Annotated in this window: 25 protein-coding genes; 17 read left to right on the top strand and 8 right to left on the bottom strand. The window is 63.7% G+C overall.

Annotated elements, in window-relative coordinates; translation table 11 throughout:
• The first annotated feature begins 14 nt into the window (after nucleotides 1–14).
• From pncB to AC3WLT_RS05910, 5 genes are all read left to right on the top strand, one after another.
• Nucleotides 15–1,211, top strand: coding sequence for a nicotinate phosphoribosyltransferase (pncB, locus tag AC3WLT_RS05930; RefSeq protein ID WP_492590974.1), 1,197 nt, complete (start codon nucleotides 15–17; stop codon nucleotides 1,209–1,211).
• Nucleotides 1,212–1,325: 114 nt separating this feature from the next.
• Nucleotides 1,326–1,988 carry a LutC/YkgG family protein gene (locus AC3WLT_RS05925; RefSeq protein ID WP_492590973.1) on the top strand — a complete coding sequence of 221 codons (663 nt, stop codon included), beginning with the start codon at nucleotides 1,326–1,328 and terminating at the stop codon, nucleotides 1,986–1,988.
• Between the two features lie 78 nt (nucleotides 1,989–2,066).
• Entirely contained in the window at nucleotides 2,067–3,497 is a 1,431-nt protein-coding gene (locus AC3WLT_RS05920; RefSeq protein ID WP_492590972.1) for a sodium:proton antiporter, read from the top strand.
• Nucleotides 3,498–3,551: 54 nt separating this feature from the next.
• Nucleotides 3,552–4,541 carry a 2-hydroxyacid dehydrogenase gene (locus tag AC3WLT_RS05915; RefSeq protein ID WP_492590971.1) on the top strand — a complete coding sequence of 330 codons (990 nt, stop codon included), beginning with the start codon at nucleotides 3,552–3,554 and terminating at the stop codon, nucleotides 4,539–4,541.
• On the top strand, nucleotides 4,538–5,986 hold the full coding sequence (locus tag AC3WLT_RS05910) for a DNA recombination protein RmuC (protein WP_492590970.1): 1,449 nt from the start codon (nucleotides 4,538–4,540) through the stop codon (nucleotides 5,984–5,986). Before AC3WLT_RS05915 ends, AC3WLT_RS05910 begins: the two co-directional genes overlap by 4 nt.
• A 32-nt stretch (nucleotides 5,987–6,018) precedes the next feature.
• Here AC3WLT_RS05910 and AC3WLT_RS05905 read toward each other — a convergent pair whose 3' ends face one another.
• The 6 genes from AC3WLT_RS05905 to AC3WLT_RS05880 form a co-directional block, all read right to left on the bottom strand.
• On the bottom strand, nucleotides 6,019–6,282 hold the full coding sequence (locus AC3WLT_RS05905) for a hypothetical protein (RefSeq protein ID WP_492590969.1): 264 nt from the start codon (nucleotides 6,280–6,282) through the stop codon (nucleotides 6,019–6,021).
• Nucleotides 6,282–6,557 carry a hypothetical protein gene (locus AC3WLT_RS05900; protein WP_091792546.1) on the bottom strand — a complete coding sequence of 92 codons (276 nt, stop codon included), beginning with the start codon at nucleotides 6,555–6,557 and terminating at the stop codon, nucleotides 6,282–6,284. Before AC3WLT_RS05900 ends, AC3WLT_RS05905 begins: the two co-directional genes overlap by 1 nt.
• Before the next feature lie 64 nt (nucleotides 6,558–6,621).
• Nucleotides 6,622–7,926, bottom strand: coding sequence for a molybdopterin molybdotransferase MoeA (moeA, locus tag AC3WLT_RS05895; RefSeq protein ID WP_492590968.1), 1,305 nt, complete (start codon nucleotides 7,924–7,926; stop codon nucleotides 6,622–6,624).
• Between the two features lie 74 nt (nucleotides 7,927–8,000).
• Nucleotides 8,001–8,615, bottom strand: a complete 615-nt coding sequence (gene mobA, locus AC3WLT_RS05890; RefSeq protein ID WP_492590967.1) for a molybdenum cofactor guanylyltransferase MobA — start codon at nucleotides 8,613–8,615, stop codon at nucleotides 8,001–8,003.
• 12 nt (nucleotides 8,616–8,627) lie between these two features.
• Nucleotides 8,628–9,737, bottom strand: coding sequence for a GTP 3',8-cyclase MoaA (gene moaA / locus AC3WLT_RS05885; RefSeq protein ID WP_492590966.1), 1,110 nt, complete (start codon nucleotides 9,735–9,737; stop codon nucleotides 8,628–8,630).
• A 205-nt stretch (nucleotides 9,738–9,942) separates the two neighbouring features.
• The gene (locus AC3WLT_RS05880; protein ID WP_492590965.1) at nucleotides 9,943–13,203 is read right to left on the bottom strand and encodes an Rne/Rng family ribonuclease; all 3,261 of its coding nucleotides are present in this window, start codon (nucleotides 13,201–13,203) and stop codon (nucleotides 9,943–9,945) included.
• Nucleotides 13,204–13,931: 728 nt separating this feature from the next.
• Here AC3WLT_RS05880 and AC3WLT_RS05875 point away from each other — a divergent pair.
• From AC3WLT_RS05875 to AC3WLT_RS05860, 4 genes are read left to right on the top strand one after another with little or no spacing between them, the layout of a single operon-like run.
• Nucleotides 13,932–14,957, top strand: coding sequence for an RluA family pseudouridine synthase (locus AC3WLT_RS05875; RefSeq protein ID WP_492590964.1), 1,026 nt, complete (start codon nucleotides 13,932–13,934; stop codon nucleotides 14,955–14,957).
• A complete protein-coding gene (locus AC3WLT_RS05870; RefSeq protein WP_492590963.1) occupies nucleotides 14,950–15,609 on the top strand; it encodes an HAD-IA family hydrolase in 660 nt (219 codons plus the stop codon). The genes AC3WLT_RS05875 and AC3WLT_RS05870 overlap by 8 nt, the downstream gene beginning before the upstream one ends.
• Nucleotides 15,606–16,037 carry a Rieske (2Fe-2S) protein gene (locus AC3WLT_RS05865; RefSeq protein WP_492590962.1) on the top strand — a complete coding sequence of 144 codons (432 nt, stop codon included), beginning with the start codon at nucleotides 15,606–15,608 and terminating at the stop codon, nucleotides 16,035–16,037. The genes AC3WLT_RS05870 and AC3WLT_RS05865 overlap by 4 nt, the downstream gene beginning before the upstream one ends.
• Before the next feature lie 30 nt (nucleotides 16,038–16,067).
• Entirely contained in the window at nucleotides 16,068–17,072 is a 1,005-nt protein-coding gene (locus AC3WLT_RS05860; protein WP_492590961.1) for a S49 family peptidase, read from the top strand.
• Nucleotides 17,073–17,142: 70 nt separating this feature from the next.
• Here AC3WLT_RS05860 and AC3WLT_RS05855 read toward each other — a convergent pair whose 3' ends face one another.
• On the bottom strand, nucleotides 17,143–17,862 hold the full coding sequence (locus AC3WLT_RS05855; RefSeq protein WP_341314722.1) for an SAM-dependent methyltransferase: 720 nt from the start codon (nucleotides 17,860–17,862) through the stop codon (nucleotides 17,143–17,145).
• The gene (locus tag AC3WLT_RS05850; protein ID WP_492590960.1) at nucleotides 17,859–18,476 is read right to left on the bottom strand and encodes a Maf-like protein; all 618 of its coding nucleotides are present in this window, start codon (nucleotides 18,474–18,476) and stop codon (nucleotides 17,859–17,861) included. Before AC3WLT_RS05850 ends, AC3WLT_RS05855 begins: the two co-directional genes overlap by 4 nt.
• Nucleotides 18,477–18,711: 235 nt before the next feature.
• Here AC3WLT_RS05850 and AC3WLT_RS05845 point away from each other — a divergent pair, with 235 nt between their 5' ends.
• The 8 genes from AC3WLT_RS05845 (at nucleotide 18,712) to fabF (ending at nucleotide 25,650) form a co-directional block, all read left to right on the top strand.
• Nucleotides 18,712–19,374 carry a DUF177 domain-containing protein gene (locus tag AC3WLT_RS05845; protein ID WP_492590959.1) on the top strand — a complete coding sequence of 221 codons (663 nt, stop codon included), beginning with the start codon at nucleotides 18,712–18,714 and terminating at the stop codon, nucleotides 19,372–19,374.
• Nucleotides 19,375–19,475: 101 nt separating this feature from the next.
• The gene (rpmF, locus tag AC3WLT_RS05840) at nucleotides 19,476–19,655 is read left to right on the top strand and encodes a 50S ribosomal protein L32 (protein ID WP_006051932.1); all 180 of its coding nucleotides are present in this window, start codon (nucleotides 19,476–19,478) and stop codon (nucleotides 19,653–19,655) included.
• Between the two features lie 172 nt (nucleotides 19,656–19,827).
• The gene (gene plsX, locus AC3WLT_RS05835) at nucleotides 19,828–20,934 is read left to right on the top strand and encodes a phosphate acyltransferase PlsX (protein ID WP_492590958.1); all 1,107 of its coding nucleotides are present in this window, start codon (nucleotides 19,828–19,830) and stop codon (nucleotides 20,932–20,934) included.
• A complete protein-coding gene (locus AC3WLT_RS05830; protein WP_492590957.1) occupies nucleotides 20,934–21,923 on the top strand; it encodes a beta-ketoacyl-ACP synthase III in 990 nt (329 codons plus the stop codon). The genes plsX and AC3WLT_RS05830 overlap by 1 nt, the downstream gene beginning before the upstream one ends.
• Nucleotides 21,924–22,030: 107 nt before the next feature.
• Entirely contained in the window at nucleotides 22,031–22,966 is a 936-nt protein-coding gene (fabD, locus tag AC3WLT_RS05825) for an ACP S-malonyltransferase (RefSeq protein ID WP_492590956.1), read from the top strand.
• An 85-nt stretch (nucleotides 22,967–23,051) separates the two neighbouring features.
• Nucleotides 23,052–23,801 (top strand): 3-oxoacyl-ACP reductase FabG, encoded by a 750-nt coding sequence (gene fabG / locus AC3WLT_RS05820; protein ID WP_492590955.1) that lies wholly within the window; start codon nucleotides 23,052–23,054, stop codon nucleotides 23,799–23,801.
• Between the two features lie 151 nt (nucleotides 23,802–23,952).
• Nucleotides 23,953–24,192, top strand: coding sequence for an acyl carrier protein (gene acpP, locus AC3WLT_RS05815; RefSeq protein WP_004197638.1), 240 nt, complete (start codon nucleotides 23,953–23,955; stop codon nucleotides 24,190–24,192).
• 219 nt (nucleotides 24,193–24,411) lie between these two features.
• On the top strand, nucleotides 24,412–25,650 hold the full coding sequence (gene fabF, locus AC3WLT_RS05810) for a beta-ketoacyl-ACP synthase II (protein ID WP_492590954.1): 1,239 nt from the start codon (nucleotides 24,412–24,414) through the stop codon (nucleotides 25,648–25,650).
• Nucleotides 25,651–25,652: the final 2 nt, after the last annotated feature.

The raw sequence follows: 25,652 nt of genomic DNA, 5'->3' as shown, positions 1-25,652 counted from the left end.
CAGTTCGCACCATCATGATTATTACTTCGCTGCTCGACACCGATCTGTACAAGTTCACGATGATGCAAGTGGTGTTGCATCACTTTCCCGCGGCGAATGTGGAGTATCGGTTCCGCTGCCGCACGCCGAACGTCGATCTCGTGCCGTATATCGGCGAGATTCGCGATGAGGTGCGCAAGCTCTGCGAGCTGCGCTTTACCGACGGCGAGCTCGACTATCTGCGGCGGATGCGCTTTATCAAGGGCGACTTCATCGAGTTTCTCGCGCTGTTTCATCTGAACGAGAAATACATTTCGATCGAGCCTTCGCCGAAGGGCAATGGCGAGATCGACATCGAGATCAAAGGGCCGTGGCTGCACACGATCCTGTTCGAGATCCCGATGCTCGCGATCGTCAACGAGGTCTATTTCCGCAACACCCAGCAGACGCCGGACTACAGCGAAGGGCGCGGGCGCCTCGTCGACAAGATGAAGCTGCTCGGCGCGCGTCCGGAATTCGCCGACTGCAAGATCGCGGACTACGGCACGCGCCGCCGCTTCTCGAAGCAGTGGCACGAAGAAGTGATCCTCACGCTGAAAGACGGCCTGGGCGAACAGTTCGCCGGCACCAGCAATGTCTTCTACGCGATGAAGCACAGCCTCACGCCGCTCGGCACCATGGCGCATGAATACCTGCAGGCGTGCCAGGCGCTCGGTCCGCGGTTGCGCGATTCGCAGATCTTCGGCTTCGAAATGTGGGCGAAGGAATATCGCGGCGACCTTGGTATTGCGCTGTCCGACGTGTACGGCATGCAGGCTTTTCTGCGCGACTTCGACATGTACTTCTGCAAGCTGTTCGACGGCGCGCGCCACGATTCCGGCGATCCGTTCGACTGGGGCGAGCGTCTGCTCAAGCACTACGAAGCGAACCGCTGCGACCCGCGCACCAAGATTCTCGTGTTCTCCGACGCGCTCGACATTCCGAAGGTGCTGCAACTGTACGAGCGTTTTCGCGGCCGCTGCAAGCTGGCATTCGGCGTGGGCACCAATCTGACCAACGACCTCGGTTATAACCCGTTGCAGATCGTCATCAAGATGGTTCGCTGCAATGGTCAGCCGGTGGCGAAACTCTCGGATTCGCCGGGCAAGAACATGTGCGACGACAAGGCGTATCTCGCGTATCTGCGCCAGGTGTTCGGCATCGCGCAACCCGAAGAAGAAGCCGGCAAATAGCGTAGAACATGTGCGCCGCGCTCGGCAATCGGCCGTTCGGCCAGGGTGTTCGCATGCGGGGCGGCCGGTATAATTCTCGCCATTCGCACGGCTGTCGACACGAGGATTTCGCATATGGATACATCGATTGCCCGCCGCAACATCCTGGCGCGCATCCGCGCGGCGCAAGGGCGCGAACCCGAACCGGCCGGTTCCGAGCGCGAGGCTGTTGCGGACTACCTGGCGCGCCATCCTGCCGGCCCGCGTCCGGAGATGCCGGCCGATCTGACAGGGCGCTTCGTCGAAGAAGCGCAGAAGATGGCGACCACGGTCGATACGGTCGAAACACTGAGCGACGTGCCTGCCGCCGCACATCGCTATCTCACGCAACACGCGTTGCCCATCCAGGCGATTGCATGGCAAACGCTGCAAGACCTGCATTGGGCCGAAGCCGGTCTCACCGTCGAATTTCGCAAGCCTGAAGACGGCGACGTGGTCGGTCTCACCGGCTGCTTCTGCGCCACAGCCGAGACCGGCACGCTGGTGCTGTTGTCCGGCCCGCACACCTATGCCTCGGCCGGTTTGCTGCCCGAAACGCACATTGCGATCGTGCCGGCTTCGCGGATCGTCGCAGGGCATGAAGAGGCGTTCAACCTGATTCGCAGCGAGTGCGGCGAACTCCCGCGTGCGGTCAATTTCGTCTCCGGGCCGTCGCGCACCGGCGATATCGAACAGACTATCGTGCTTGGCGCGCACGGGCCTTACCGGGTGCATGCGATCGTCGTACGTGGCGCCTGAGCGGGGCGAGCGGCGGCGTCTCACGCCTCACTGGCGTTGCATGTGCACGGCCGGCATCAATAACAAGGACTTGCAGATATGAAACGACATGCCGTGTGGGCGAGCATGGTGCTCGCCGCTGCACTGGCGCTGGCGGGGTGGCCTCAACTGGCGTCGGCGGCTACGCTCGACGGCGCGACGCTATCGGCGCTGTGGGGTGTGCCGTTTGCCGGCGTGCTGCTGTCGATCGCGGTGTTTCCGCTGATCGCGCCGGCCTTCTGGCATCACCATTTCGGCAAGATCGCGGCGGCGTGGGCGCTGGTGTTTCTGGTGCCGTTTGCGCTGACGTTCGGCGCGGGCGCCGCGTTCAGCACGCTGGTGCACGCGCTCCTCGAGGAATATCTGCCGTTCATCGTGATGCTGACCGCGCTCTATACGGTGGCGGGAGGTATCTGCGTGCGCGGCAATCTGCATGGCACGCCACGTTTGAACACGACGATTCTCGCGCTCGGCACGGTGCTCGCGAGCATCATGGGCACGACCGGTGCGGCGATGCTGCTGATCCGCCCGTTGCTGCGCGCCAACGACAACCGCAAGCACGTCGTGCATGTGGTGGTGTTCTTCATCTTTCTGGTGGCGAACGCGGGCGGCTCGCTCTCGCCGCTCGGCGACCCGCCGCTCTTTCTCGGCTTCCTGCAAGGCGTCAGCTTCTTCTGGACCACCACGCATCTGGCGCTGCCCATGCTGTTCGTCTGCTGCGTGCTGCTCGCGGCGTTCTACGCGCTCGACTCGTATTACTTTCACCATCGCGAGGAAGAACGCTCGCGCTTTCTCGATCCGACGCCGGATTCGCCGCCTCTCGGCATCGACGGCAAGATCAATTTCCTGCTTCTCGCCGCGGTGATCGCGCTGGTGTTGATGAGCGGGCTCTGGAAACCGGGCCTTGTATTCGACGTGTTCGGCACGCACGTCGCCTTGCAGAATGCCGTGCGCGATCTCGCGCTGATCGCCGTCACGTTGCTCTCGCTGGCGTTGACACCGCGTGCGGCGCGCGCGGGCAATGATTTCAACTGGGCGCCGATCGACGAAGTCGCCAAACTGTTCGCGGGCATCTTCGTGACGATCGCGCCGGTCATCACGATTTTGCGCGCCGGCGAGGCGGGCGCGTTCGCCGGCATCGTCCATCTGGTCAACGACGCCGCCGGCCAGCCGCACGACGCGATGTACTTCTGGGCGACCGGCCTGCTATCGTCGTTTCTCGACAATGCGCCGACCTACCTGGTGTTCTTCAACCTGGCCGGCGGCGACGCGCAAACCCTGATGACCGCCGGCACCACGACGCTCGCGGCGATTTCGGCCGGCGCGGTGTTCATGGGCGCGAACAGCTATATCGGCAATGCGCCGAACTTTATGGTGAAAGCGATTGCGGAATCGCGCGGCGTTCGCATGCCGAGCTTTTTTGCGTATCTTGGCTGGTCTGGTGCGGTGTTGATACCGCTCTTTCTCGTCACCGGCTGGCTGTTTTTTTGAGGCTGACTTTGACGCCGAGGCAATCGAACTCGACACGCTATACGGAGAATGGCAATGCAGAAGATTCTCGTCGCTCGTCCGATCTTTCCCGATGTGATCGAGCGGCTCAAGCAGTATTTCGACGTCGACTGGAACCAGGGCGAGGTGCTGTCCGCAGAAGAGTTGACGCGCCGTCTCGCGGATAAAGACGGCGCGCTGACAGCGGGCGATCCGGTCGGCCCGGCCGTGCTCGCTGCGGCGCCGCGTCTGCGGGTGGTGTCGAACATGGCGGTGGGCTACAACAACTTCGACATGGCCGCGTTCAACGCGGCGAACGTGCTCGGCACCAATACTCCCGATGTGCTGAACGAATCGACCGCCGACTTCGGCTGGGCGCTGATGATGGCGGCAGCACGCCGCATCGCCGAATCGGAGCATTGGCTGCGCGCGGGCAAATGGCAGAAGTGGGCGTACGACGGCTTTCTCGGCACGGATCTGTACGGCTCGACGCTCGGCGTGGTCGGCATGGGCCGAATCGGCCAGGCGCTGGCCCGGCGGGCGAAAGGCTTCAACATGCAGGTGATCTATCACAACCGTTCGCGGGTCGCGCCGGAGATCGAAGCGAAGTTGAACGCGCAATACGTGTCCAAACAGGACCTGTTGCGGCGCGCCGATCACGTGGTGCTCGTCTTGCCGTACACGAAGGAAAACCATCACACGATCGGCGCGGCCGAACTCGCGCAGATGAAGCCGACCGCAACGCTTACCAACATCGCGCGCGGCGGCATCGTCGACGACGCGGCGCTCGTCGAGGCGCTGCGCACGGGGAAGATCGCTGCCGCCGGTCTCGATGTCTTTGAAGGCGAGCCGAATCTGAATCCCGCTTTGCTGACGGTGCCGAATGTCGTGCTGACGCCGCATATTGCCAGTGCAACCGAAGCGACGCGCCGCGCCATGGCGAACCTCGCCGCCGACAACCTGATCGCGGCGCTGGGCGAGGGGCCGCGCGCGGGACGTCCGCCGAATCCGCTCAACCCCGAGGTGATCGGCAAGGCGCGTTCATGACAATGATTCTGGTGGCGGCCGTGGCAGTGCTGGCGGTCGCATTGGTCATCGCGTTGGCGTTGCTGATGCGCGGCAATAGCCGCGCCGATGAAAGCGAGCAGTTCGAGATGCTCGGCGAGCGCATCGACGCCGCTGCGGCGGCGCAGTCGCTTGCCTACGAGCGGCTCGAACGGCAACTGCGCAATGACATTACCGAGACGGCGCGCGTGTCGCGTACCGAGTTGAGCAGCGGCTTTGCGCATTTTCAACAAACGCTGGCCTCGCAGTTCAGCAGTATGACGACGGTGCAAGGCGGCAAGATCGACGGCTTCGCGCAGCAGCTCGACGCGGTGCGGCACAGCCTGCAACAGCAGGCACAACAGGCGCGCGACGAGCAAGGACGAACGCTCAAGCAGTTCGGCGAAACACTGAGCTTGCAACTCGGACAGCTCACCGAGGCGAACGATCGCCGCTTCGCCGAAGTGCGCGCGACCATCGAGCAGCGTCTGAAAGACATCGAGGCAAACAATTCGACCAAGCTCGAAGAGATGCGCCGCACCGTCGACGAAAAGCTGCATGCAACGCTCGAACAGCGCCTTGGCGAATCGTTCAAGCTGGTGTCCGACCGGCTTGAGCAGGTGCATCGCGGCCTCGGTGAAATGCAGACGCTGGCCGCCGGCGTCGGCGATCTGAAGAAGGTGCTGACCAACGTCAAGACGCGCGGCACATGGGGCGAGGTGCAGCTCGAAGCGTTGCTCGAACAGCTGCTCACCGCGGACCAATACGCGAAGAATGTCGCGACCGTGCCGAAGAGCGCCGACCGCGTCGAATTCGCGATCAAGCTGCCTGGCCGTATGGAGCCGGGCGGTGCCGCCACGCCGGTCTGGTTGCCGATCGACGCCAAGTTTCCGCGCGAAGACTACGAGCGTTTGATCGAAGCGCAGGAGCGCGCCGATCCGGCCGCGGTGGAAGAGGCGTCGCGCGCGCTCGAAGCGCGGATTCGCGCCGAGGCGCGCACGATCGCGGAGAAGTATGTGTCGCCGCCGCATACCACCGATTTCGCGCTGTTGTTTCTGCCAACCGAGGGCCTGTACGCCGAAATCCTGCGGCGACCGGGGCTGACGGATCTGCTGCAACGCGACTATCGCGTGACGATCGCCGGCCCGACCACGCTCACCGCGTTACTGAACAGTTTGCAGATGGGTTTCCGCACGCTGGCGATCGAGAGGCGTTCGAGCGAGGTGTGGCAAGTGCTCGGCGCGGTGAAGACGGAGTTCGGCAAATTCGGCGACGTGCTGGCCAGGACCAAGGCGCAGCTGGAAACCGTCACGCGTTCGATCGAAGCCGCGGAAACGCGCACCCGTGTGCTGAACCGCAAGCTGCGCGACGTCGAGGCGTTGCCGGGTGAAGAGGCGAGCGGGGTGCTCGGCGATGCGCTCTCGAGCGCGGATTCCGACGAGCAGTAGTGTGGCCTGGTTCTGTAGCCTGGTTCAGTCGCTTAGTTCGAGGCGGCGCCGTTGCCTGCTGCAGAGGCCGCGGCCAATTGTTCGAGCGCATCGCCCGTCAGACGCACGACGCGCCAATCCGGCATCACCGTCGCGCCCGGCCGCGCACCGCGAATAGCGCATCGCATCGCATCGCGCAGACCGTCTTCCGTCGCGACAAATACGTGCGTGAGGCCCTCGAATTCGGCCAGCTCGTACGTCAGGGCGAAGATCGCGCCGGTGTCCACAGGCGTTGCGGCGCGGATCGTTGCGGTCATTACGCTTCTTCCGGCGCGTCGGTCAGCTGGATTTCGATGCCGCCGAAGCGCGACGCGACCCAGTTGTACGCGTGGCACGCAATCCACAACAGGACGAAGCCGAGGATCGCGTTCAGTAGCAGCGCGCTGAACACCGTGCTCAGTTCGACCGAACCATAGCGCACGAACGCGACCAGCACGCCGAGCAGCACGATCGGCACCGAGAACGTCAGGTAGACGAGGATGAGCGCTTTGGCCGTCTGTCCCGGCGCAATGAACGAGATCTGTTTTTTCATGTAAGTCCAACCCGTATGTCGTAGTAGTGATGGGTAATGCGGAAAATGAGCAGCAAATCAGGTGTCAGATAAGACCATCGAAGAGCATGATATCGACGCGTTCGCCCTCGACAATATCGGCTTCGTCGTGCCCGAGTACGATGAAACAATTCGCTTCGCTCATCGAGCTCAGGACGCCGGAGCTTTGCGAGCCGGTTGGCGTGACGTGCCATTGACCGTGCGCGTCCCGTTCGGCCACGCCGCGCTGGTATTCAGTGCGGCCGGCGCGCTTGCGGATGGCCCGGCGGCTCGTGGCATGCAGGACCGGCAGCGCTTGCGGCGTCGCGCCGGACATCCGCAGCAGCGCCTCGCGCACGATTTGATAGAACGTCACCATGACGGCGACCGGATTGCCCGGCAAGCCGAAGAATAGCGCAGGCAGCCCGAGGCCCGGATGTTCGCCGGACCAGACGCGGCCGAAAGCGAGCGGCCGGCCAGGACGCATGGCCAGGCTCCAGAAGGCGACGTCGCCGAATGTCTGCAGCAATTGCCTGGTGAAATCCGCTTCACCGACCGAGACGCCGCCGGAAGTCAGCACCACGTCCGCGCTGGCAGCGGCGCTGCGCAACGCGGCCTCGAGCGCGGCGGGCTGATCGCGCACCACGCCCAGATCGAGCGTGTCCACATTCAGGCGCCGGAGCATCGCAAACAGCGTGTAGCGATTGCTGTCGTACACGGAGCCTGGGTCGAGCGGCTCGCCGAGCGAACGCAGTTCGTCGCCGGTCGAGAAGAAGGCGACGCGCAAGCGCCGCCGCACGCTGACTTCGCCGATGCCGAGCGACGCCAGCAAGCCGAGATCCGATGCGCGCACGATCCGGCCGGCGCGCAACGCCGCATGGCCGCGCGCCAGGTCTTCACCGGCAAGGCGCCGGTTGGCGCCCGGCGGCACGGCGTTGGCTGCGAAACGGATGGTGGCGGAGTCGCCGCTGCGTTCGACGAGTTCTTGTGGCACGACAGTGTCGCAATCGGCCGGCATGCAGGCGCCTGTCATCACGCGCACGCATTGCGTCGCCTCGACGCGGCCCGCAAACGGATGGCCCGCCAGCGCCTTGCCGGTGACGGTCAGGTCGACCGTGGACGCGCTGGTTGCTGCCAGCGCCGCGTGGTTGAACGCGTAGCCGTCCATGGCCGAGTTGTCGTGCGCGGGGACGTCGATCGGCGACACGATGTCGGCTGCCAGCACGCGGTCGAGCGCGTCGCGCAGCGGCACGCGTTCGATTGCCGTGACCGGCGCGGCCCATTCACGGACGATTGCCTGGGCGGCCGAAACAGGTAGCGCGTGAGGATCGTACTGCGCGACGCAGCGGGAAAATTCGTTAAGCGTGGTCATGAAGAGCTAGACGTCGCGACCGGAGGCGGGACCGGTATTTGCCGTGGGGCCGGAGCGGGATTTCAACCGGGGCCTCAACAACGGTCGAGGTCGGCGAGTTCTTGTAACGAATTGATATTGTAAAACGCGCGCTCGTCGGCAAAGGCGACTTCCACCGTCTTGTGGCGCGCGTACCACGCGCGAACCTTGCGTTCACCGGCGGCCAGAAAGGCCGCCAGGTCGTCGGCCAGACTCGTGCGCAGCAACGCGAACACCGGATGGAGCGAGACGTTGCCCTGCGCGTCGGCGGTGGTGACGGTGGCGAGGTCGGCCTGGTTCGAGTCCAGGGCATGCGCGAGGCGGGCGGCGAGGTCGGCGGGTAGTCCCGGTGTGTCGCACGGTGCGCTCAGGACGTACGCGGTGTCGGCCGCGCGCAGCCCGGCGAGCAAACCTGCCAGAGGCCCTGGAAAGCCGGGCAGGGTATCGGCGACGACCTTGGCGTTGAATGGGGCGCCGAGTGCAGTGTAGACGTCGGCATGACGGTTGGCGCTGATGAGCAGGGCACCTGTTTGCGGCGCGATCCGTTTCAGTACGTGGGAAGCGAGCGGCTCGCCGTGCAGCATTTGCAAGCCTTTGTCGACGCCGCCCATACGCATGCCGCGCCCGCCCGCGAGGACCAGACCGGTGATGTGCTCGCGCGCTGGACTCATGCGCCCGGCTGCTCAGCCGCCGATGTACGACATTTCGACACGGCGGCCATCCTGCGCATGGGCTTGCGCCATGTTACTGCCGCGCAATTGCGAATAGCGATCGGTGCGTGCCTGCCAGATTTCGGCGATGGCGGTGGCGATCTCCGCGTCGCTCGCACCGCCGCGCAGCAGGGCGCGCAGATCATGACCCGACGACGCGAACAGGCACAGATACAGCTTGCCCTCGGTCGACAGCCGCGCCCGCGTGCAACTGCCGCAAAAGGCGCGCGTGACGCTCGAAATCACGCCGATTTCTCCGCCGCCGTCCACGTAACCCCAGCGCTGCGCGGTTTCGCCGGCGCTATGCGCTTCGAGCGGCACGAGCGGGAAATGCTCGGCGATGCGCGTCACCACATCGGCGGACGGCAGCACTTCAGTCATGTTCCAGCCGTTCGAGGTGCCGACGTCCATGTATTCTATAAAGCGCAATACCGCGCCCGAGCCTTTGAAGTGGCGCGCCATCGGTACGATTTCGCTGTCGTTGGTGCCGCGCTTGACCACCATGTTGACCTTGAGCGGCGCAAGTCCTGCTGCCCGGGCCGCGGCGATGCCGTCCAGCACGTCGCCGACAGCGAAGTCGGCGTCGTTCATGCGGCGAAACAGCGTGTCATCCAGCGCGTCGAGGCTGACCGTGACGCGGGTCAAGCCCGCGTCTTTCAGGCTGCGCGCCTTGCGTTCCAGCAGCGAGCCGTTGGTCGTCAGCGTCAGATCGAGCGGGCGGCCTTCCGGCGTGGTCAGTTGCGCGAGCCGCTCGATCAGGAATTCCAGATTCTTGCGCAGCAGCGGTTCACCGCCCGTCAGACGGATTTTCTCGACGCCATGTGCGACGAAGAGCCGCGCCAGCCGCTCGATTTCCTCGAAGCTCAACAGCGCGCTATGCGGCAAAAAGGCATAGTCCTTGTCGAACACCGCGCGCGGCATGCAGTAGACGCAGCGGAAGTTGCAGCGATCCGTCACCGAGATGCGCAGGTCGCGCAGCGGGCGCGCCAGCGTGTCGTGCAGCGCACCGCTGGGCGCTTGCACGGCGCCGGAGATGACCGGCACCGCGCTGAGATCGGCAACAGGGATGATGCGTCGGGACATGAATTGCTTCGATTGGGCTTGGACCGGAACCTGGATCTTCATTCTAGCGGAAATGCATTGGGCCGCCGCCGCGCCCGGCCGCTCTCCGGGTATACCGGGGCGGACATGACGTCTCCAATGCCAACACCCAGGGCACGGCTTTCCGGCCCCATAAACAAAAAAAGCCCGCCGGTTCGGGCGGGCTTTTTGCATAGCGACGGACAGCTTACTGCGGATGCTTGCCCGTTTCCACTTGTTGCATCGGCGCGCTGTCGAGCGGCGGCAACGGTTTGCGTTCACGCACGACGCGAGCCGGCTTGACGGTTTGCGCAGCAGCTTCCTGCGCGGCCTGCAGCTTGTTGACGTCCGTGTTCACCCAGACGAGGCCGGCCTGTTCCAGCACCGGTTGCAGGGATTCCGCGGACGCGAAGCCAGGGCGCGGTGCTTGCGGCGCAGCGGCGACAGGCGCCGGCTCGACGACTGCCGGTTCCGCTGCCGGTGCAGCGGCAGCAACGACCGGCTGCGGCTCGGCGATCTCGGCTTGCGGCGCCGGCTGAACTGCCGGTGCTTCGACCACAGCGGCCGGGGCCGGGGCCTCGACCGGCGCCGGTGCGGCCTGAGCTTCGACGACCGGAGCGGCGAGGGGGGCTTCAACGCGGTCTTCGACGTGGGCTTCAACGCGGGTTTCAACCGGCGCTTCAACGTGAGCCACCGGTTCGGCCAGCGAAACGGTCTCGCTGACAGCCGGCGCGGGCGGTGTGGCCTGCACGGCTTCGACCGGCGCGGCAGCGGCTTGCACCACAGGCTCGACTACAGCCGATGCGGCCGGCGCTTCTTCGACCGGCACAACCGTTTCCGTTTTCACAGCCTTCTCGACGGCCAGAGCCGGCGTTTCGGTTGCAGCTTGCAGTTCGGTGACCACCGCGGTTTCAGTCGCAACAGCCGCGACCACCACTTCCGCCGGCGTCACCGCTTTCGCTTCATCGGCCTCGACTTTGTGCTCGACCGGCTGGTGCGGCGTACGCACGGGTGCTTCGTCGGCGACGTTGTCGCCTTCGGCTTCCGCGACGTCCGCAGCCAGATTGCTGTTCACGCCTTCTTCTTCACGCTCGCGACGGCCACCGCGACGGCCGCGACGACGGCGACGGCGCTCTTCACCGTCACGCGCCACCGCTTCCTGATCGACCGGCGCGCCGTTTTCGCCCAACACAGCCTGGTTTTGCGCCAGTTCTTCCGCTTGCGCCTCATTTTGCGTCAGCGCATCTGCGGCTTCCGGTTGCTGCTTGCGACGCTCGCCGCGTTCAGCGCGCTCGCCACGTTCGCGGCGTTCGCCGCGTTCCTGACGCTCGCCCCGCTCGGCGCGCGCTGCGCCTTCCACGGTTTCAGCACGCTCATTGCCGCGAAGGTCACGACCCTCGCGACCTTCGCGCGGCTCACGGACCTCGCGCGGTTCGCGGCCTTCACGTGCTTCACGCGGCTCGCGATTGCCACGCGGTTCACGTGCTTCACGGCCTTCGCGTGCTTCACGCGGTTCGCGTTCTTCGCGACGCGGCGACGGCTGCTGCCCTTGAGCCTGACGGCCACCCGTCGCGCCTTCGCCACGGCCTGCTGCATCGCGGCCGCCTGCACCGCCACGGCGATTGCGGTTGCGATCGCCGCCGCGTTCGCCGGTGCGCTCACCGCGCTCCGTGCGTTCGCCGCGTTGCGGACGCGTCTGCTTTTCGGTCGCGGCCGGTGCGACAGGCGCCGGTGCCGCCGGCTGCATGCCGAACAGATTCTTCAACCAGCCGATGAAGCCGCCGCCAGCCGGCGTGACCGCCACCGGAGCCGGGGTTGCCGCCGGACGAACCGGTGCGCTCGGCGCCGGCTTCTCGGGCGTGATGCCCTTGACCGCCGCTTCCTGCTTCGGCTTCACTTCCTCGGTGCGCTTGCTGTAGCCGGTTTCCGATTCCAGTTCGCGAGCCGCTTCTTCGGCCATCTTCCACGAAGCGCGCGGTTCGTCGAGGCGCGCGTCGTCGTGACGCAGACGCTCGAGCTTGTAATGCGGCGTGTCGAGGTGCTTGTTCGGGATCAGGACGACATTGACCTTGAATCGCGATTCGATCTTGTTGATTTCTGCGCGCTTCTCGTTCAACAGGAAGGCGGTCACTTCGACCGGTACCTGGCAATGGATTGCCGCGGTGTTTTCCTTCATCGCTTCTTCCTGAATGATCCGCAGCACTTGCAGCGCGGACGATTCGGTGTCGCGGATGTGGCCCGTGCCGTTACAGCGCGGGCAGGTCACATGGCTGCCTTCCGACAGAGCCGGGCGCAGACGCTGACGCGACAGTTCCATCAGGCCGAAGCGCGAGATCTTGCCCATCTGGACGCGTGCACGGTCGTGCTTCAGCGCGTCTTTCAGGCGCTGTTCGACTTCGCGCTGGCTCTTGGCCGACTCCATATCGATGAAGTCGATCACGATCAGGCCGCCCAGGTCGCGCAGACGCAACTGACGGGCCACTTCGTCCGCGGCTTCGAGGTTGGTGCGCGCGGCGGTTTCCTCGATGTCGGCGCCCTTGGTGGCACGCGCCGAGTTCACGTCGATCGCGACCAGCGCTTCCGTGTGGTCGATCACGATGGCGCCGCCTGAGGGCAGCGGCACCGTGCGCGAGTAGGCGGTTTCGATCTGGTGTTCGATCTGGAAGCGCGAGAAGAGCGGCACGTCGTCGTGGTAGCGCTTCACCTTGCTGACGTTGTCCGGCATCACGATGTCCATGAAGGCGCGGGCCTGGTCATGGATTTCAGTGGTGTCGATCAGGATTTCGCCGATATCCGGCTGGAAATAGTCGCGAATCGCGCGGATCACCAGGCTCGATTCGAGATAAATCAGCATCGGCTGGCCGGCCGAGCCGCTTTGCGACGCGGCTTCGATTGCGCGCCACAGTTGCATCAGGTAGTTCAGATCCCACTGCAGCTCTTCGGCGGAACGGCCGATGCCGGCCGTGCGCGCGATGATGCTCATGCCTTCCGGCAATTGCAGCTGCGCCATGGTTTCGCGCAGTTCCTGACGGTCGTCGCCTTCGATCCGGCGCGACACGCCGCCGCCGCGCGGGTTGTTCGGCATCAGAACCAGATACCGGCCGGCGAGCGAGATGAAGGTGGTGAGGGCCGCGCCCTTGTTGCCGCGCTCTTCCTTTTCGACCTGAACGATCAGTTCCTGACCTTCTTTCAGGGCGTCCTGGATGCGCGCGGAGCGCATGTCGACGCCGTCGCGGAAATACTGGCGGGCGACTTCCTTGAACGGCAGAAAACCGTGGCGGTCTTCGCCGTAGTTGACGAAACAGGCTTCGAGCGACGGCTCGATGCGGGTAATGATGCCCTTGTAAATATTGCCTTTGCGCTGTTCGCGCCCGGCGGTTTCGATGTCGATATCGATGAGTTTTTGCCCATCGACGATGGCGACGCGCAGTTCTTCCTGCTGCGTCGCATTAAACAACATGCGTTTCATTGAACGGCTCCAGAGCGGCTTTGCATGACCCAAGCTGCGCGGTTGTCAGCCGCGAGAGCGAAGAGGGCAGCGGCATGCCGCGCTTTATTGTGTTTTCACAAGCACGCTGGAGCGGGAAAATTGGCGGGAGAATTGCCTGAGAGGGCCCGGTCCGGTCAAAAGGACGCGGTGCCGCAGGGCACATGCGAACACGGCTTCAAATAACGGCCCGACACGCCGCGGGTTCTGCTGGCTGACCTTCATACGCCTTCATCCACTCGTGCCGGTGCGCCAACTGGGCGCGTGACCGGAGGGTCGAAGGCTGCGGTCATGCCGCAGCGGGAAGTTCGCGCAAGGGGCGCGTCTTTTCTCGCCGGGGGTGTCTCGCCTCATTTTGACGTCGCCATGTCTTGTACTTTCTACAAGACGCCTTGGGCGCACGCCGTATTTTCGCAACCGGCAGCTTCATACAACAGGCGTCAGACCGCCCGATACCGAAGCTGAAAGTTAAATTCTTTTTTACCAAAATTCCGTTACCGTCGAAGCCGACCTTGACCGAACGCGCCTGTGGGCGCCGTCCCTGCCGGGCACTGACTTCGTGCGTGCAACTTGTTGCATCTCATTTTCAGGGTGAGCAACCAGACCCCGGCGCAAGTAAAATAACGGTTTATCGCTTGCACCTGCGCAGTCCGCCTGAATTCCGGACACTGCGCCGGCCGCCGCAGACTGCTGGGCAAATTATATTCAGAATGAAAGAGTTAGGCAAAATATCCCAGAAATCGGTCGCAAGTGACCAGGTCTCGATCATCGAGATCGATGACAGTGCGGCCGGACAGCGCATTGATAACTTCCTGTTGCGCGTCTGTAAGGGCGTACCGAAAAGCCATATTTACCGCATCCTGCGCAGCGGGGAAGTACGCGTAAATAAGGGCCGGGTCGATGCGCAGCATCGTCTCGAGCTCGGCGATCTGGTGCGCGTGCCGCCAATCCGCGTCGCTCAACCGAACGAGGCGATCGCCCGGGCGCCGGTGCCGACCGCCCATTTCAAGATCATTTTTGAAGACGAGCACCTGCTCGTCATCGACAAACCGGCCGGCGTGGCGGTCCACGGCGGCAGCGGCGTCGCGTTCGGCGTCATCGAGCAGATGCGTGAAGCGCGGCCGCAGGCGAAATTCCTCGAATTGGTGCATCGGCTCGACCGCGAGACCTCCGGCATCCTGATGCTCGCCAAGAAGCGCGCCGCGCTGGTCAATCTGCACGAGCAGATTCGCGAGAACAAGATGGATAAGCGCTACTATGCGTGCGTCCACGGCGAATGGGCCAGTGACTGGGGCCGCCGCCGCGCGGTCAAGGAACCGCTGCACAAGTATCTGACCGCAGACGGCGAACGGCGCGTGCGCGTACAGCCGGATGGCCTCGCGTCGCATACGGTATTCAACCTGATCGACTGCTGGCCGGAGTACGCGCTGCTCGAGGCGGAACTGAAGACCGGCCGCACGCATCAGATTCGCGTCCATTTGCAGCATCTGGAACTGCCGATCGTCGGCGACGCCAAATATGGCGACTTCGCGCTGAATAAAGCTTTGGCGCGCGCCAACGCGAAGCCGGGCCTGAAGCGTATGTTCCTGCATGCGTACCGGCTCAAGCTGACGCACCCGGCAACCGGCGCGCCGCTGCAGGTCGAGGCGCCGTTGCCGGACGAATGCCGCAGTTTCATCGCGCAGCTCAACGAATTACGAAATGGGGCACACCCGGAGACGACACCGCATGGCTAGAGAGCAATTTGATCTGATCGTCTTCGATTGGGACGGAACGCTGATGGATTCGACTGCGCACATCACGCGCAGCATCCAGGCGGCGTGCCGCGATCTCGGCCTGCCGGTGCCCGCCGACGAGGCTGCCAGTTACGTGATCGGCCTCGGCCTGCGCGATGCGCTGCAAATCGCCGCGCCCACGCTCGATCCGGCCGACTATCCGCGGCTCGCCGAGCGCTACCGCTTCCACTATCTAGTCAAGGATCAGACCACCGAGCTGTTCGCTGGCGTGCGCGAGATGCTGCAGGAATTGCGCGATCTGGGTTATCTGCTGGCGGTGGCGACGGGCAAGAGCCGCGTCGGCCTGAACCGCGCGCTCGACCAGTCGCGCCTGACGAGCCTGTTCGACGGCACCCGCTGCGCGGACGAGACGTTCTCGAAACCCCATCCGGCCATGCTGCACGAATTGACGCGCGAACTGGGGCAGGATCCCGCGCGCACCGTGATGGTCGGCGATACGACGCATGATCTGCAGATGGCGATCAATGCAGGTGTCGCGGGCATCGGCGTGACGTATGGCGCCCACCCAGCCGGTTCGTTGACCGCGCTGTCGCCGAAATTCGTCGCCTCGAGCGTTGGTGCGCTGTCCGGCTGGCTGCGCGAGAACGCATGAGCGCGCAGCATATGAATGAGCACGTGACTGGCCACCCCGGCGGGGCGGCAGTGGAGCCGGTGCGGGTTTGCGCGGCCGGGGATCTGGTCGACGGCGGCGTCGGCGTGCGGCGCGCGGCGACGCTGGGCGGCTCGGAGGTCGTGGTGTTTTTCGTTCGTTATGATGGCCGCGCGTATGGCTATCTGAACCGCTGTGCCCACGTGCCGATGGAGTTGGACTGGGCCGAAGGGCAGTTCTTCGAGTCCTCCGGTTTATACTTGATGTGCGCCACGCACGGCGCGATTTACGCGCCGGATACAGGCAAATGTGTCGGCGGTCCGTGCCGCGGCAGCAGGCTGCGCCCCGTTCAGGTGGACGAGCGGGATACGCCCGAAGGCCGTGCCGTATTCTGGCTGCCCGACGGCGAACTGTGCCCGGCCAGTGCCTGACTTTTCTCTTCGACCTTTCCACTGCAACGCATGCCCGACAATTTGACTCCCGAACCGAAAGAACCGTCCCTGACAGGCCGCTCCCGCACGCCTGCCGACGAGCCAGGCTGGGAGCGCGCCGCGCTCGAACGCATCGCCCTCGCGGCCATCAACGAACAGCGCGCGGCGCGGCGGTGGAAAATCTTCTTCCGCTTTGTGTTCCTGATCGTATTGCTGCTGGCGGTTTGGATCGCAATCGGGTTTTCCGGCGACAAGGTCGCGGCCACCGGCCGGCATACGGCGATGATCGCGCTTGACGGCGAAATCTCCGCCGATACGAACGCGAACGCGGAAGATATCAACACGGCGCTGCGAAGCGCGTTCGACGACTCCGGCACCGCCGGCGTGATCCTACGTTGCAATAGCCCGGGCGGCAGCCCGGTTCAGGCGGACATCATCTATCGCGAGATTCACCGTTTGCGGGCCAAATATCCGTCGATCCCGCTGTACGTCGTGGTCGGCGATATGTGCGCGTCGGGTGGTTATTACGCAGCCGCGGCCGCAGACAAGATTTACGTGGACAAGGCGAGCATCGTCGGTTCGATTGGCGTGCTGATGGACAGCTTTGGCTTTACCGGCCTGATGGACAAGCTGGGGGTTCAGCGCCGTTTGCGCACATCGGGTGAGAACAAGGGCTTTTTCGATCCGTTCTCGCCGGAAACGCCGAAGATGGATGAACATGCGCAAGACATGCTCGACCAGATTCACGCGCAGTTTATCGACGCGGTTCGTCAAGGCCGTGGCAAACGGCTGCACGAAACGCCGGATATGTTCTCCGGCCTGTTCTGGACGGGCCAGAAGAGCGTCGAGCTGGGTCTGGCCGACGGTTTCGGCGATGCGAATTACGTCGCGCGCGACATCATCAAGGCGCCGGACATCGTCGATTACACGGTGAAGGAGAGCATTACGGACCGTGTTGCTCGCAAGTTCGGCGCGGCGGTCGGTAGCGGCGCCGTGCATGCGATGGCGCTCGGCGGGAAGTTCAATTTGCGTTGATCGCTGGCAAAGAAGCCCCGTGCGGTCGAGCAACGACCGCACGGGGTTTTTTTCGTTCTGCGGCGCAGGATCAGACGGCGAGTATCAGGAAAATCGCCGGCCGCTTGTGCAGATCGATGGCCGGTTTCTTCTTCCAGTCGGCCACCGTGCGGCTCGCGATGGTTTCCGTTTCCAGCGTCAGATCCACCGCGACACACACCAGCGTCGACGGTGCGCAGGTCGCCAGCAACGTGTCGAGCAGCGCGCGATTCCGATAAGGCGTCTCGATGAAAATCTGCGTTTGCCTGGCCTTGCGCGATTGTTGTTCCAGATCGCGCAGACGCTTGGCCCGTTCGGTGGCGTCTACCGGCAAATAGCCGTGAAAGGCAAAGCTCTGGCCATTCAGGCCCGAAGCCATCAAGGCCAGCAAAATCGAACTCGGCCCGACAAACGGCACGACCTTGACGCCGCGCTCATGCGCGCGGCGCACCAGCAGGGCGCCCGGATCCGCGACCGCCGGGCAACCGGCTTCGGATACCAGGCCGGCATCCGTGCCGGCCAGCAAGGGGGCGAGCAGTTTGTCGATCTCGCCGGCCGGCGTGTTGACGTTCAGTTCGCGAATCTCGATTTCCTGGATCGGCCGTTCGGTGCCGACTTTCTTCAGGAACGCACGCGTGGTCTTCGCGTTTTCGCCGATGTAATAGTGCAGCGACGCCGCGCGGGCGCGCACTGGCGCGGGCAGGACGGCGTCGAGCGCGTCGGCGTCGCCTTCGCCTAGCGTGTTCGGGATCAGATATAGCGTGCCGCTCATTGCGCCCCCAGGAGTGGATAGCCGGCTGCGAGCAACATGCGCGACAGGGCGATCAGCGGCAGCCCGACCAGCGCGGTCGGATCGTCCGAGTGGATGGCGTCGAGCAGCGCGATGCCGAGGCCTTCGGATTTGGCGCTGCCGGCGACGTCGTACGGCGTTTCGGCGTGCAGATAGGCTTCCAGCGCGGCGTCCGGCAGATTGCGGAACAGCACGCGCGTGATGATGTCGGCCGATTGCGCCGTGCCCGAGCGGCTGTCGAACAGGCACAGTGCACTATGAAACAGCACTTCGCGACCGCGCATCGCCTGCAACTGGGCGAGCGCCTTGCCATGCGTGCCGGGCTTGCCGATTTGCAGGCCGTCGTAGGTGGCGACCTGATCGGAACCGATCACGAGCATGGCTTCGTCGACGCCGAGGCTGGCGGCCGCTGCGCGGGCTTTCGCTTCCGCGAGCCGCAGCGCGGTTACTTCCGGCGTTTCGCCCGCGAGCGGGGTTTCGTCGATGGCCGGTACGACAACCTCGAATGGAACGCGCAGGCGCTCGAGTAATTCGCGACGATACGGCGAACTCGACGCCAGGATCAGGCGTGGCGGGCGATTGGGGGAATCTGGCATGGTCAACCAACGGCTAGAGAGGCGGGGCGTACAGGGTTGTGCGGAGCTTGCACGTGTACGGGCTTAAGTGTTTGACTCGAAAAGACAAAACGGATATGATTTTGGGCTTTTCATCGGTATGCTATTGCGCAAGCGGGCCTTCATATGGACATCCATGCGGATATCCATACGGGTCGCGGGCTACTTTGCAAACCGGTTTACCCCCGGCGAAATCCTTGCCGACGCAGGAGCGCACATGACTCAACATCCTGGCAACCCTGCTGGTCTTACCGACCCGCATGAGCTCGATCTGTTCGAATTTGCGCGGAGTGGGCGTCAGGCCGCGGGTGTCGTGCGCGTCTCGCAACTGCCGCGCATGTTAAACGAAGTCCCGGCAGAAGCGCCAGACCGCGATACCGCGTTCACCTGGCAAGCCGAAGGGGCGACGCAGCCGGAATTGCAGGACGACGGCACCGAGGGTCCGCAGCCTTATTTGAGGATGGCGATTCACGGCGCCGCATGGCTCGAATGTCAGCGCTGCATGGCGCCGTATTCGCAGGCGTTCAACGTCGATGCAACTTACCGGATCGTCAACACTGAGGCGGAAGCCGAAGAGTTTCCGCTCGACGAGGATGAAGTCGAAGTGATCGTGGGCTCGCGCCAGTTCGATCTCATCGACTTGATCGAAGAAGAGTTGCTGCTTTCCTTGCCGCTCGTGCCCAGGCACGAGGTCTGTCCCGAAGTGCACGAGAGCCTCGTCTCTGGTGTGGCCGGTACGGAAGGCGAAGGCGACGAGGCTGCGCCGGATGAGGCTGATGAGGCTGATGAGGCTGATGAGGGCGGCGAGCCCGAACGGCCCAATCCGTTCGCGGCGCTCGAAAGTCTCAAGCGCGGTGAGCCGGGCGACAAGAAGCGCTGAACAGTTGCATGGGAGCGCGATGCGGGCGCATTGGCCATTCGGCCAGTGGCGGAGACCGGATCGGGCTGTGTTAGAATTCGGAAAATTTTTAGGAGTTAGTCATGGCAGTTCAACAAAACAAGAAGTCGCCGTCGAAGCGCGGCATGCACCGTTCGCACGATTTCCTGACGGCAGCGCCGCTGGCGGTGGAACCGAGCACGGGCGAAGTGCATCTGCGTCACCACGTTAGCCCGAACGGCTACTATCGCGGCAAGAAAGTCGTCAAGACGAAGAACGACTAATCGTTTCACTGCGTTGCGCCCCTTGGCGTTTCGCGTGGCGATCGGCTCGCTTGACATTTTCCCGGCTCGGCAAAAAGGCGGCATTCAACTGCCGCTTTTTTGTGTCGATCGCAGTTGGCGCTTTAGCGCTTACTGCGGTCCCATGCAGGGTGCCTGAAATTCGTCGCACTCCATGACAGTAAAGCTCACGATAGATTGCATGGGAGGCGACCACGGCCCGTCCGTGACCGTTCCCGCGGCCGTCAACTTCGTTCGTTCGCATCCTGACGCGCAGTTGCTGCTCGTCGGCATTGAAAGTGCGATTCGTGCGCAGTTGAAGAAGTTGAAGGCTCAGGACCTGCAGGCGCTGACCGTCGTACCTGCGACGGAGATCGTCGCCATGGACGATCCGGTCGAGGTGGCGCTGCGCAAGAAAAAAGATTCATCCATGCGCGTGGCGCTGAACCGCGTCAAGGAAGGCGAGGCGCAAGCCTGCATTTCCGCCGGCAACACCGGCGCGCTGATGGCGGTCTCGCGGTATGTGCTGAAAACGCTGTCGGGCATCGAACGCCCGGCCATCGCGTCCGCTCTGCCCAACCCCAATGGCTACACGATGATGCTCGACCTGGGCGCCAACGTCGATTGCGAGCCGCAGCATCTGCTGCAGTTCGCCGAGATGGGGCATGCGCTCGTGTCCGCGCTCGAAGGCCGCGACCGGCCCACCATCGGCCTGCTCAACATCGGCGAAGAAGTCATCAAGGGTAACGACACCATCAAACGTGCCGGCGAACTGCTGCGCGCGAGTACACTTAACTTTCACGGCAACGTTGAAGGCAACGACATTTTCAAGGGCACGGTCGACGTGATCGTCTGCGACGGTTTTGTCGGCAATGTCGCGCTGAAGACGTCGGAAGGCCTCGCGCAGATGCTCTCCAACATCATCAAGGAAGAGTTCGGCCGTTCGTGGCTGACCAAGGTGATGGCGGTGCTCGCCTTGCCGGTATTGATGCGCTTCAAGAAACGCGTCGACCATCGGCAATATAACGGCGCCGCATTGCTCGGCCTGCGCGGACTGGTGATCAAAAGCCACGGTTCGGCGGATGCCTACGGGTTTGAGTGGGCTATCAAACGCGGGTATGATGCCGTCAAAAACGGCGTGCTGGAGCGGCTTGCGCGAGCGATGGAAGAGAACGCGGGTTCTCTCGAGCAGGCGGCGCGCGACGCAAGCGGTGCGGGTCACGCAAGCCCGCTCGCAGGCCAGCCGGCCGAGCCCTACGCTGCGCAATCCTCGAAGGCATAATGGCTCAATCGACAATTTATTCCCGCGTGCTGGGCACCGGCAGCTACCTGCCGCCCGCGCGCGTCACCAATCAGGATCTGGCTGAGCGTCTCGCGAAGCAGGGCATCGAGACGAGCGACGAATGGATCGTCGCCCGCACAGGGATCCATGCGCGCCACTTCGCTGAACCCGATGTCACCACCAGCGATCTGGCGCTGATCGCGTCGCAGCGCGCGATCGAAGCGGCCAATATCGATCCGCAATCCATCGATCTGATCATCGTTGCAACCTCCACGCCGGACTTCGTGTTTCCGAGCACGGCGTGCCTGTTGCAGAACAGGCTCGGCATCAGGAACAACGGCGCGGCGTTCGACGTGCAGGCCGTCTGTTCCGGCTTTGCTTACGCGGTGGCGACGGCGGACAGCTTCATTCGCAGCGGCCAGCATCGCACGGCGCTCGTGATCGGCGCGGAAACCTTCTCGCGTATTCTCGATTTCAACGACCGCACCACTTGCGTGCTGTTCGGCGACGGCGCGGGCGCGGTGATCCTGTCGGCGTCCGAGGAGCCGGGCGTGCTCGCTAGCGCGTTGCATGCCGACGGCAGCTATTCGAACATCCTCTGCACGCCGGGCAATGTGAATGGCGGCGTGGTCGCCGGCAGCGCCTTCCTGCATATGGATGGGCAGGCCGTGTTCAAGCTTGCTGTCAACGTGCTCGAAAAGGTCGCGGTCGAAGCACTCGCAAAGGCCGATCTGGCGGCCGGGCAGATCGACTGGCTGATTCCGCACCAGGCCAATATCCGCATCATGCAGAGCACCTGCCGCAAGCTCGGCTTGCCGCAGGAACGCATGGTCGTCACAGTGGGCGAGCACGGCAATACGTCGGCTGCGTCCATTCCGCTCGCATTCGACGTCGCGGTGCGCGACGGCCGCATCCAGCGCGGCCAGAACGTGCTGATCGAAGGCGTCGGCGGCGGCTTCACGTGGGGTGCATCGGTTATCCGCTACTGATCGCGGTGACGAGCCGGCGGGCGCTGTTTGCGGCGCCCTCGTGCGCGCCGAAGTCACATGGACAGCGCGCGCCACCCACATCTGACTAAATCGATTTTGGGGACGATATGAAATTTGCGTTCGTTTTTCCTGGGCAAGGCTCGCAGTCGGTCGGCATGCTCAACGCATTCGCCGATCATGCGGTCGTGCGTGAGACGGTTCAGGAAGCATCCGACGCGCTCAATCAGGACCTCGGCAAGCTGATCGCCGAAGGCCCCGCCGAAGATCTGAACCTCACCGCCAACACCCAGCCAGTCATGCTGACGGCAGCCTACGCGATCTATCGCGCGTGGCAGCAGGCCGGCGGCCCGAAGCCGGTCGTTGTCGCCGGCCACAGCCTCGGTGAATACACCGCGCTGGTCGCGGCGGGCGCAATCGCATTCCGCGATGCTGTGCCGCTCGTACGTTTTCGCGCGCAGGCAATGCAAACGGCGGTGCCAGTCGGTGAAGGCGGCATGGCCGCGATTCTCGGCCTCGACGACGAGACTGTGCGCGCGGTGTGTGCGGAAGCGTCGGTTGCAGGTGTCGTCGAAGCGGTGAATTTCAATGCGCCTGCGCAAGTCGTGATTGCCGGCCACAAGGCCGCGGTCGAAAAGGCCTGCGAAGTCGCGAAGGCGAAGGGCGCGAAGCGCGCGTTGCCGCTGCCGGTCTCGGCGCCGTTCCACTCGTCGCTGCTCAAGCCGGCATCGGATCAGCTGCGCGAATACCTGGCGAGCGTCGACGTGCGGGTGCCTTCCATTCCGGTGATCAACAATGTCGACGTCGCGGTCGTCAACGAGCCGGCAAAGATCAAGGACGCGCTGGTGCGCCAGGCGGCCGGCGCGGTGCGCTGGGTCGAAAGCGTGCAGGCGATGGCTGGGCAAGGCGTCACGCACGTGATCGAATGCGGGCCGGGCAAGGTCCTTGCGGGTTTGACCAAGCGTATCGACGGCAACCTGGTCGGCGCCTCGGTGTTCGATCCGGCTTCGCTCGAAGAAACGCTCAAGCTTGTTACCGCAGGCTGAACTCCCCCGTGTAAGCGCCGGGAATCGGCAGCAAAAATCGGCATCAGGAATCAATCAGCCCTCCGAAGGGCATCCGGACTGACAGATGGAAAAGACTCTCGACAAGCAGATCGCAATCGTGACGGGCGCTTCGCGCGGCATCGGCCGTGCGATCGCGCTGGAACTGGCGCGCCAGGGCGCGACGGTAATCGGCACGGCGACCAGCGAAAGCGGCGCAACCGCAATCACTGAAGCGTTTAGCGCGGCAGGCGTGAACGGCCGCGGCGCGGTGCTCAACGTCAACGACGCAACCGCGGCAGAAGCGCTGATCGACGGCACGGTGAAGGAATTCGGCGCGCTGCACGTACTCGTGAACAACGCCGGCATCACGCAAGACCAGCTGGCCATGCGCATGAAGGACGAAGACTGGGACGCGGTGATCGATACCAATCTCAAGTCGGTGTTCCGTCTGTCGCGCGCGGTGCTGCGCCCGATGATGAAGGCGCGTGGCGGCCGCATCATCAATATCACGTCGGTGGTCGGCTCGGCCGGCAACCCGGGGCAGGTCAACTACGCCGCCGCGAAAGCGGGCGTGGCGGGTATGACGCGGGCGCTCGCACGTGAGATCGGCAGCCGCGGCATCACCGTGAATTGCGTCGCGCCGGGCTTTATCGATACCGACATGACCAGGACCCTGCCGGAAGAGCAGCAAACCGCGCTGAAGACGCAGATTCCGCTTGGCCGCCTCGGCAGCCCGGAAGATATTGCGCACGCCGTCGCGTTTCTCGCGTCGCCGCAAGCGGGTTATATCACCGGCACGACGCTGCATGTGAACGGCGGAATGTACATGTCGTAACCAATTTCGGTTACTATCCGCGCCTTGATGCGTTTGCAAAAGCGTAAGGCGCATGCCTTGACAGCAACCGGATGCGCCGCTTTTTTGCCGGGTCAAACCTGATAAAATGCGCGCACCTGTATTTTTGAACTTCTTTTCCCTTGGAGGGGTAATGGACAATATCGAACAGCGCGTCAAGAAGATCGTCGCAGAACAACTGGGCGTTGCAGAAGCTGAAATCAAGAACGAAGCTTCGTTCGTGAACGACCTCGGCGCTGACTCGCTCGACACCGTCGAACTCGTGATGGCCCTCGAAGACGAATTCGGTATGGAAATTCCGGATGAAGAAGCCGAGAAGATCACGACCGTTCAGCAAGCGATCGATTACGCTCGCGCGAACGTCAAGGCCTAAAGTCATTCGCGCCTGCGTTTCTGCGTTGGCGGCGTATGACGCCCTGCCGTGTCGGTTGCCGACGCCAGCGGGGCTGGCGTTTTTTGCCGTGCAGGAGCCAGCGATGTTGACAGCGCAATTTTCCGCGCGATTGCCGACTTAACAGCCACAGGGCATACAGGGCAGGTTCCTGTGGCCGCTGTGGCTTTTGCTTTTGTCATCTATGAAAAAGGGGTTACCGTGAGCCGCCGTCGTGTTGTTGTTACAGGCCTGGGGCTGATTTCGCCTGTTGGCAATAATGTTGCCGACGGCTGGGCCAATCTGGTCGCCGGCAAGTCGGGTATTGCCAATATTACGAAGTTCGATGCGTCGAACTTTTCGACTCGTTTCGCCGGCGAGGTGAAGGGCTTCAATATCGAGGACTACATCCCCAGTAAGGAAGCGCGCCACATGGATACGTTCATCCATTACGGCGTGGCTGCAGGCATCCAGGCGATGCAGGACAGCGGCCTCGAAGTCACCGATGAGAATTCGGAGCGCATCGGCGTGGTGGTCGGTTCGGGCATCGGCGGCTTGCCGATGATCGAAGTGACGCAAACCGAGTTGCTGAATCGCGGTCCGCGCCGCATTTCGCCGTTCTTCGTGCCGGCTTCGATCATCAACATGATCTCCGGCCATCTGTCGATCAAGTTCGGCATCAAGGGCCCGAATCTCGCGATCGTCACCGCGTGTACCACGGGGCTGCACTGTATTGGCGAGGCTTCGCGCCTGATCGAATACGGCGACGCCGACGTGATGATCGCCGGCGGCGCGGAATCGACAGTGTCGCCGCTCGGTATCGGCGGCTTTGCGGCGGCGCGTGCGCTGTCGCAACGCAACGACGATCCGGCAACGGCGAGCCGTCCGTGGGACAAGGATCGCGACGGTTTCGTGCTGGGCGAGGGCGCCGGGGTGATGGTGCTCGAAGAGTACGAACACGCGAAGGCGCGCGGCGCGAAGATTTACGCCGAAGTCGGCGGCTATGGGATGAGCGGCGACGCCTATCACATGACCGCGCCGCTGGAAGACGGCGACGGCGCACGCCGCTGCATGCTGGCCGCCATGAAGAACGCGGGTGTCAACTCGGATCAGGTGACTTACCTGAATGCGCACGGCACGTCCACGCCGCTCGGCGACCTGGCCGAAACCACCGGCATCAAGCGCGCTTTCGGCGACCACGCCAACGACATGGTCGTGAATTCGACCAAGTCGATGACAGGCCACCTGCTGGGCGGCGCCGGCGGTCTGGAGTCCGTGTTCACCGTGCTGGCCTTGCATCATCAGGTGTCGCCGCCGACGATCAACATCTTCAATCAAGATCCGGACTGCGATCTCGATTACTGCGCGAACATTGCGCGGGAGATGAAGATCGACGTCGCGCTGAAGAACTCGTTCGGGTTCGGCGGCACGAACGGCACGCTGGTTTTCAAGCGCGCCTGACC

The organism is Paraburkholderia sp. FW306-2-2C-D06C (assembly GCF_058781505.1).
The sequence above is the reverse complement of the archived record's forward strand: the minus strand, read 5'-3'. Positions and strand labels throughout refer to the sequence as shown.

Bases quoted from the DNA above. Each gene is read 5' to 3' on its own strand.
- pncB (WP_492590974.1), top strand. From the start codon at position 15: ATGATTATTACTTCGCTGCTCGACACCGATCTGTACAAGTTCACGATG.
- AC3WLT_RS05925 (WP_492590973.1), top strand. From the start codon at position 1,326: ATGGATACATCGATTGCCCGCCGCAACATCCTGGCGCGCATCCGCGCG.
- AC3WLT_RS05920 (WP_492590972.1), top strand. From the start codon at position 2,067: ATGAAACGACATGCCGTGTGGGCGAGCATGGTGCTCGCCGCTGCACTG.
- AC3WLT_RS05915 (WP_492590971.1), top strand. From the start codon at position 3,552: ATGCAGAAGATTCTCGTCGCTCGTCCGATCTTTCCCGATGTGATCGAG.
- AC3WLT_RS05910 (WP_492590970.1), top strand. From the start codon at position 4,538: ATGACAATGATTCTGGTGGCGGCCGTGGCAGTGCTGGCGGTCGCATTG.
- AC3WLT_RS05905 (WP_492590969.1), bottom strand. From the start codon at position 6,282: ATGACCGCAACGATCCGCGCCGCAACGCCTGTGGACACCGGCGCGATC.
- AC3WLT_RS05900 (WP_091792546.1), bottom strand. From the start codon at position 6,557: ATGAAAAAACAGATCTCGTTCATTGCGCCGGGACAGACGGCCAAAGCG.
- moeA (WP_492590968.1), bottom strand. From the start codon at position 7,926: ATGACCACGCTTAACGAATTTTCCCGCTGCGTCGCGCAGTACGATCCT.
- mobA (WP_492590967.1), bottom strand. From the start codon at position 8,615: ATGAGTCCAGCGCGCGAGCACATCACCGGTCTGGTCCTCGCGGGCGGG.
- moaA (WP_492590966.1), bottom strand. From the start codon at position 9,737: ATGTCCCGACGCATCATCCCTGTTGCCGATCTCAGCGCGGTGCCGGTC.
- AC3WLT_RS05880 (WP_492590965.1), bottom strand. From the start codon at position 13,203: ATGAAACGCATGTTGTTTAATGCGACGCAGCAGGAAGAACTGCGCGTC.
- AC3WLT_RS05875 (WP_492590964.1), top strand. From the start codon at position 13,932: ATGAAAGAGTTAGGCAAAATATCCCAGAAATCGGTCGCAAGTGACCAG.
- AC3WLT_RS05870 (WP_492590963.1), top strand. From the start codon at position 14,950: ATGGCTAGAGAGCAATTTGATCTGATCGTCTTCGATTGGGACGGAACG.
- AC3WLT_RS05865 (WP_492590962.1), top strand. From the start codon at position 15,606: ATGAGCGCGCAGCATATGAATGAGCACGTGACTGGCCACCCCGGCGGG.
- AC3WLT_RS05860 (WP_492590961.1), top strand. From the start codon at position 16,068: ATGCCCGACAATTTGACTCCCGAACCGAAAGAACCGTCCCTGACAGGC.
- AC3WLT_RS05855 (WP_341314722.1), bottom strand. From the start codon at position 17,862: ATGAGCGGCACGCTATATCTGATCCCGAACACGCTAGGCGAAGGCGAC.
- AC3WLT_RS05850 (WP_492590960.1), bottom strand. From the start codon at position 18,476: ATGCCAGATTCCCCCAATCGCCCGCCACGCCTGATCCTGGCGTCGAGT.
- AC3WLT_RS05845 (WP_492590959.1), top strand. From the start codon at position 18,712: ATGACTCAACATCCTGGCAACCCTGCTGGTCTTACCGACCCGCATGAG.
- rpmF (WP_006051932.1), top strand. From the start codon at position 19,476: ATGGCAGTTCAACAAAACAAGAAGTCGCCGTCGAAGCGCGGCATGCAC.
- plsX (WP_492590958.1), top strand. From the start codon at position 19,828: ATGACAGTAAAGCTCACGATAGATTGCATGGGAGGCGACCACGGCCCG.
- AC3WLT_RS05830 (WP_492590957.1), top strand. From the start codon at position 20,934: ATGGCTCAATCGACAATTTATTCCCGCGTGCTGGGCACCGGCAGCTAC.
- fabD (WP_492590956.1), top strand. From the start codon at position 22,031: ATGAAATTTGCGTTCGTTTTTCCTGGGCAAGGCTCGCAGTCGGTCGGC.
- fabG (WP_492590955.1), top strand. From the start codon at position 23,052: ATGGAAAAGACTCTCGACAAGCAGATCGCAATCGTGACGGGCGCTTCG.
- acpP (WP_004197638.1), top strand. From the start codon at position 23,953: ATGGACAATATCGAACAGCGCGTCAAGAAGATCGTCGCAGAACAACTG.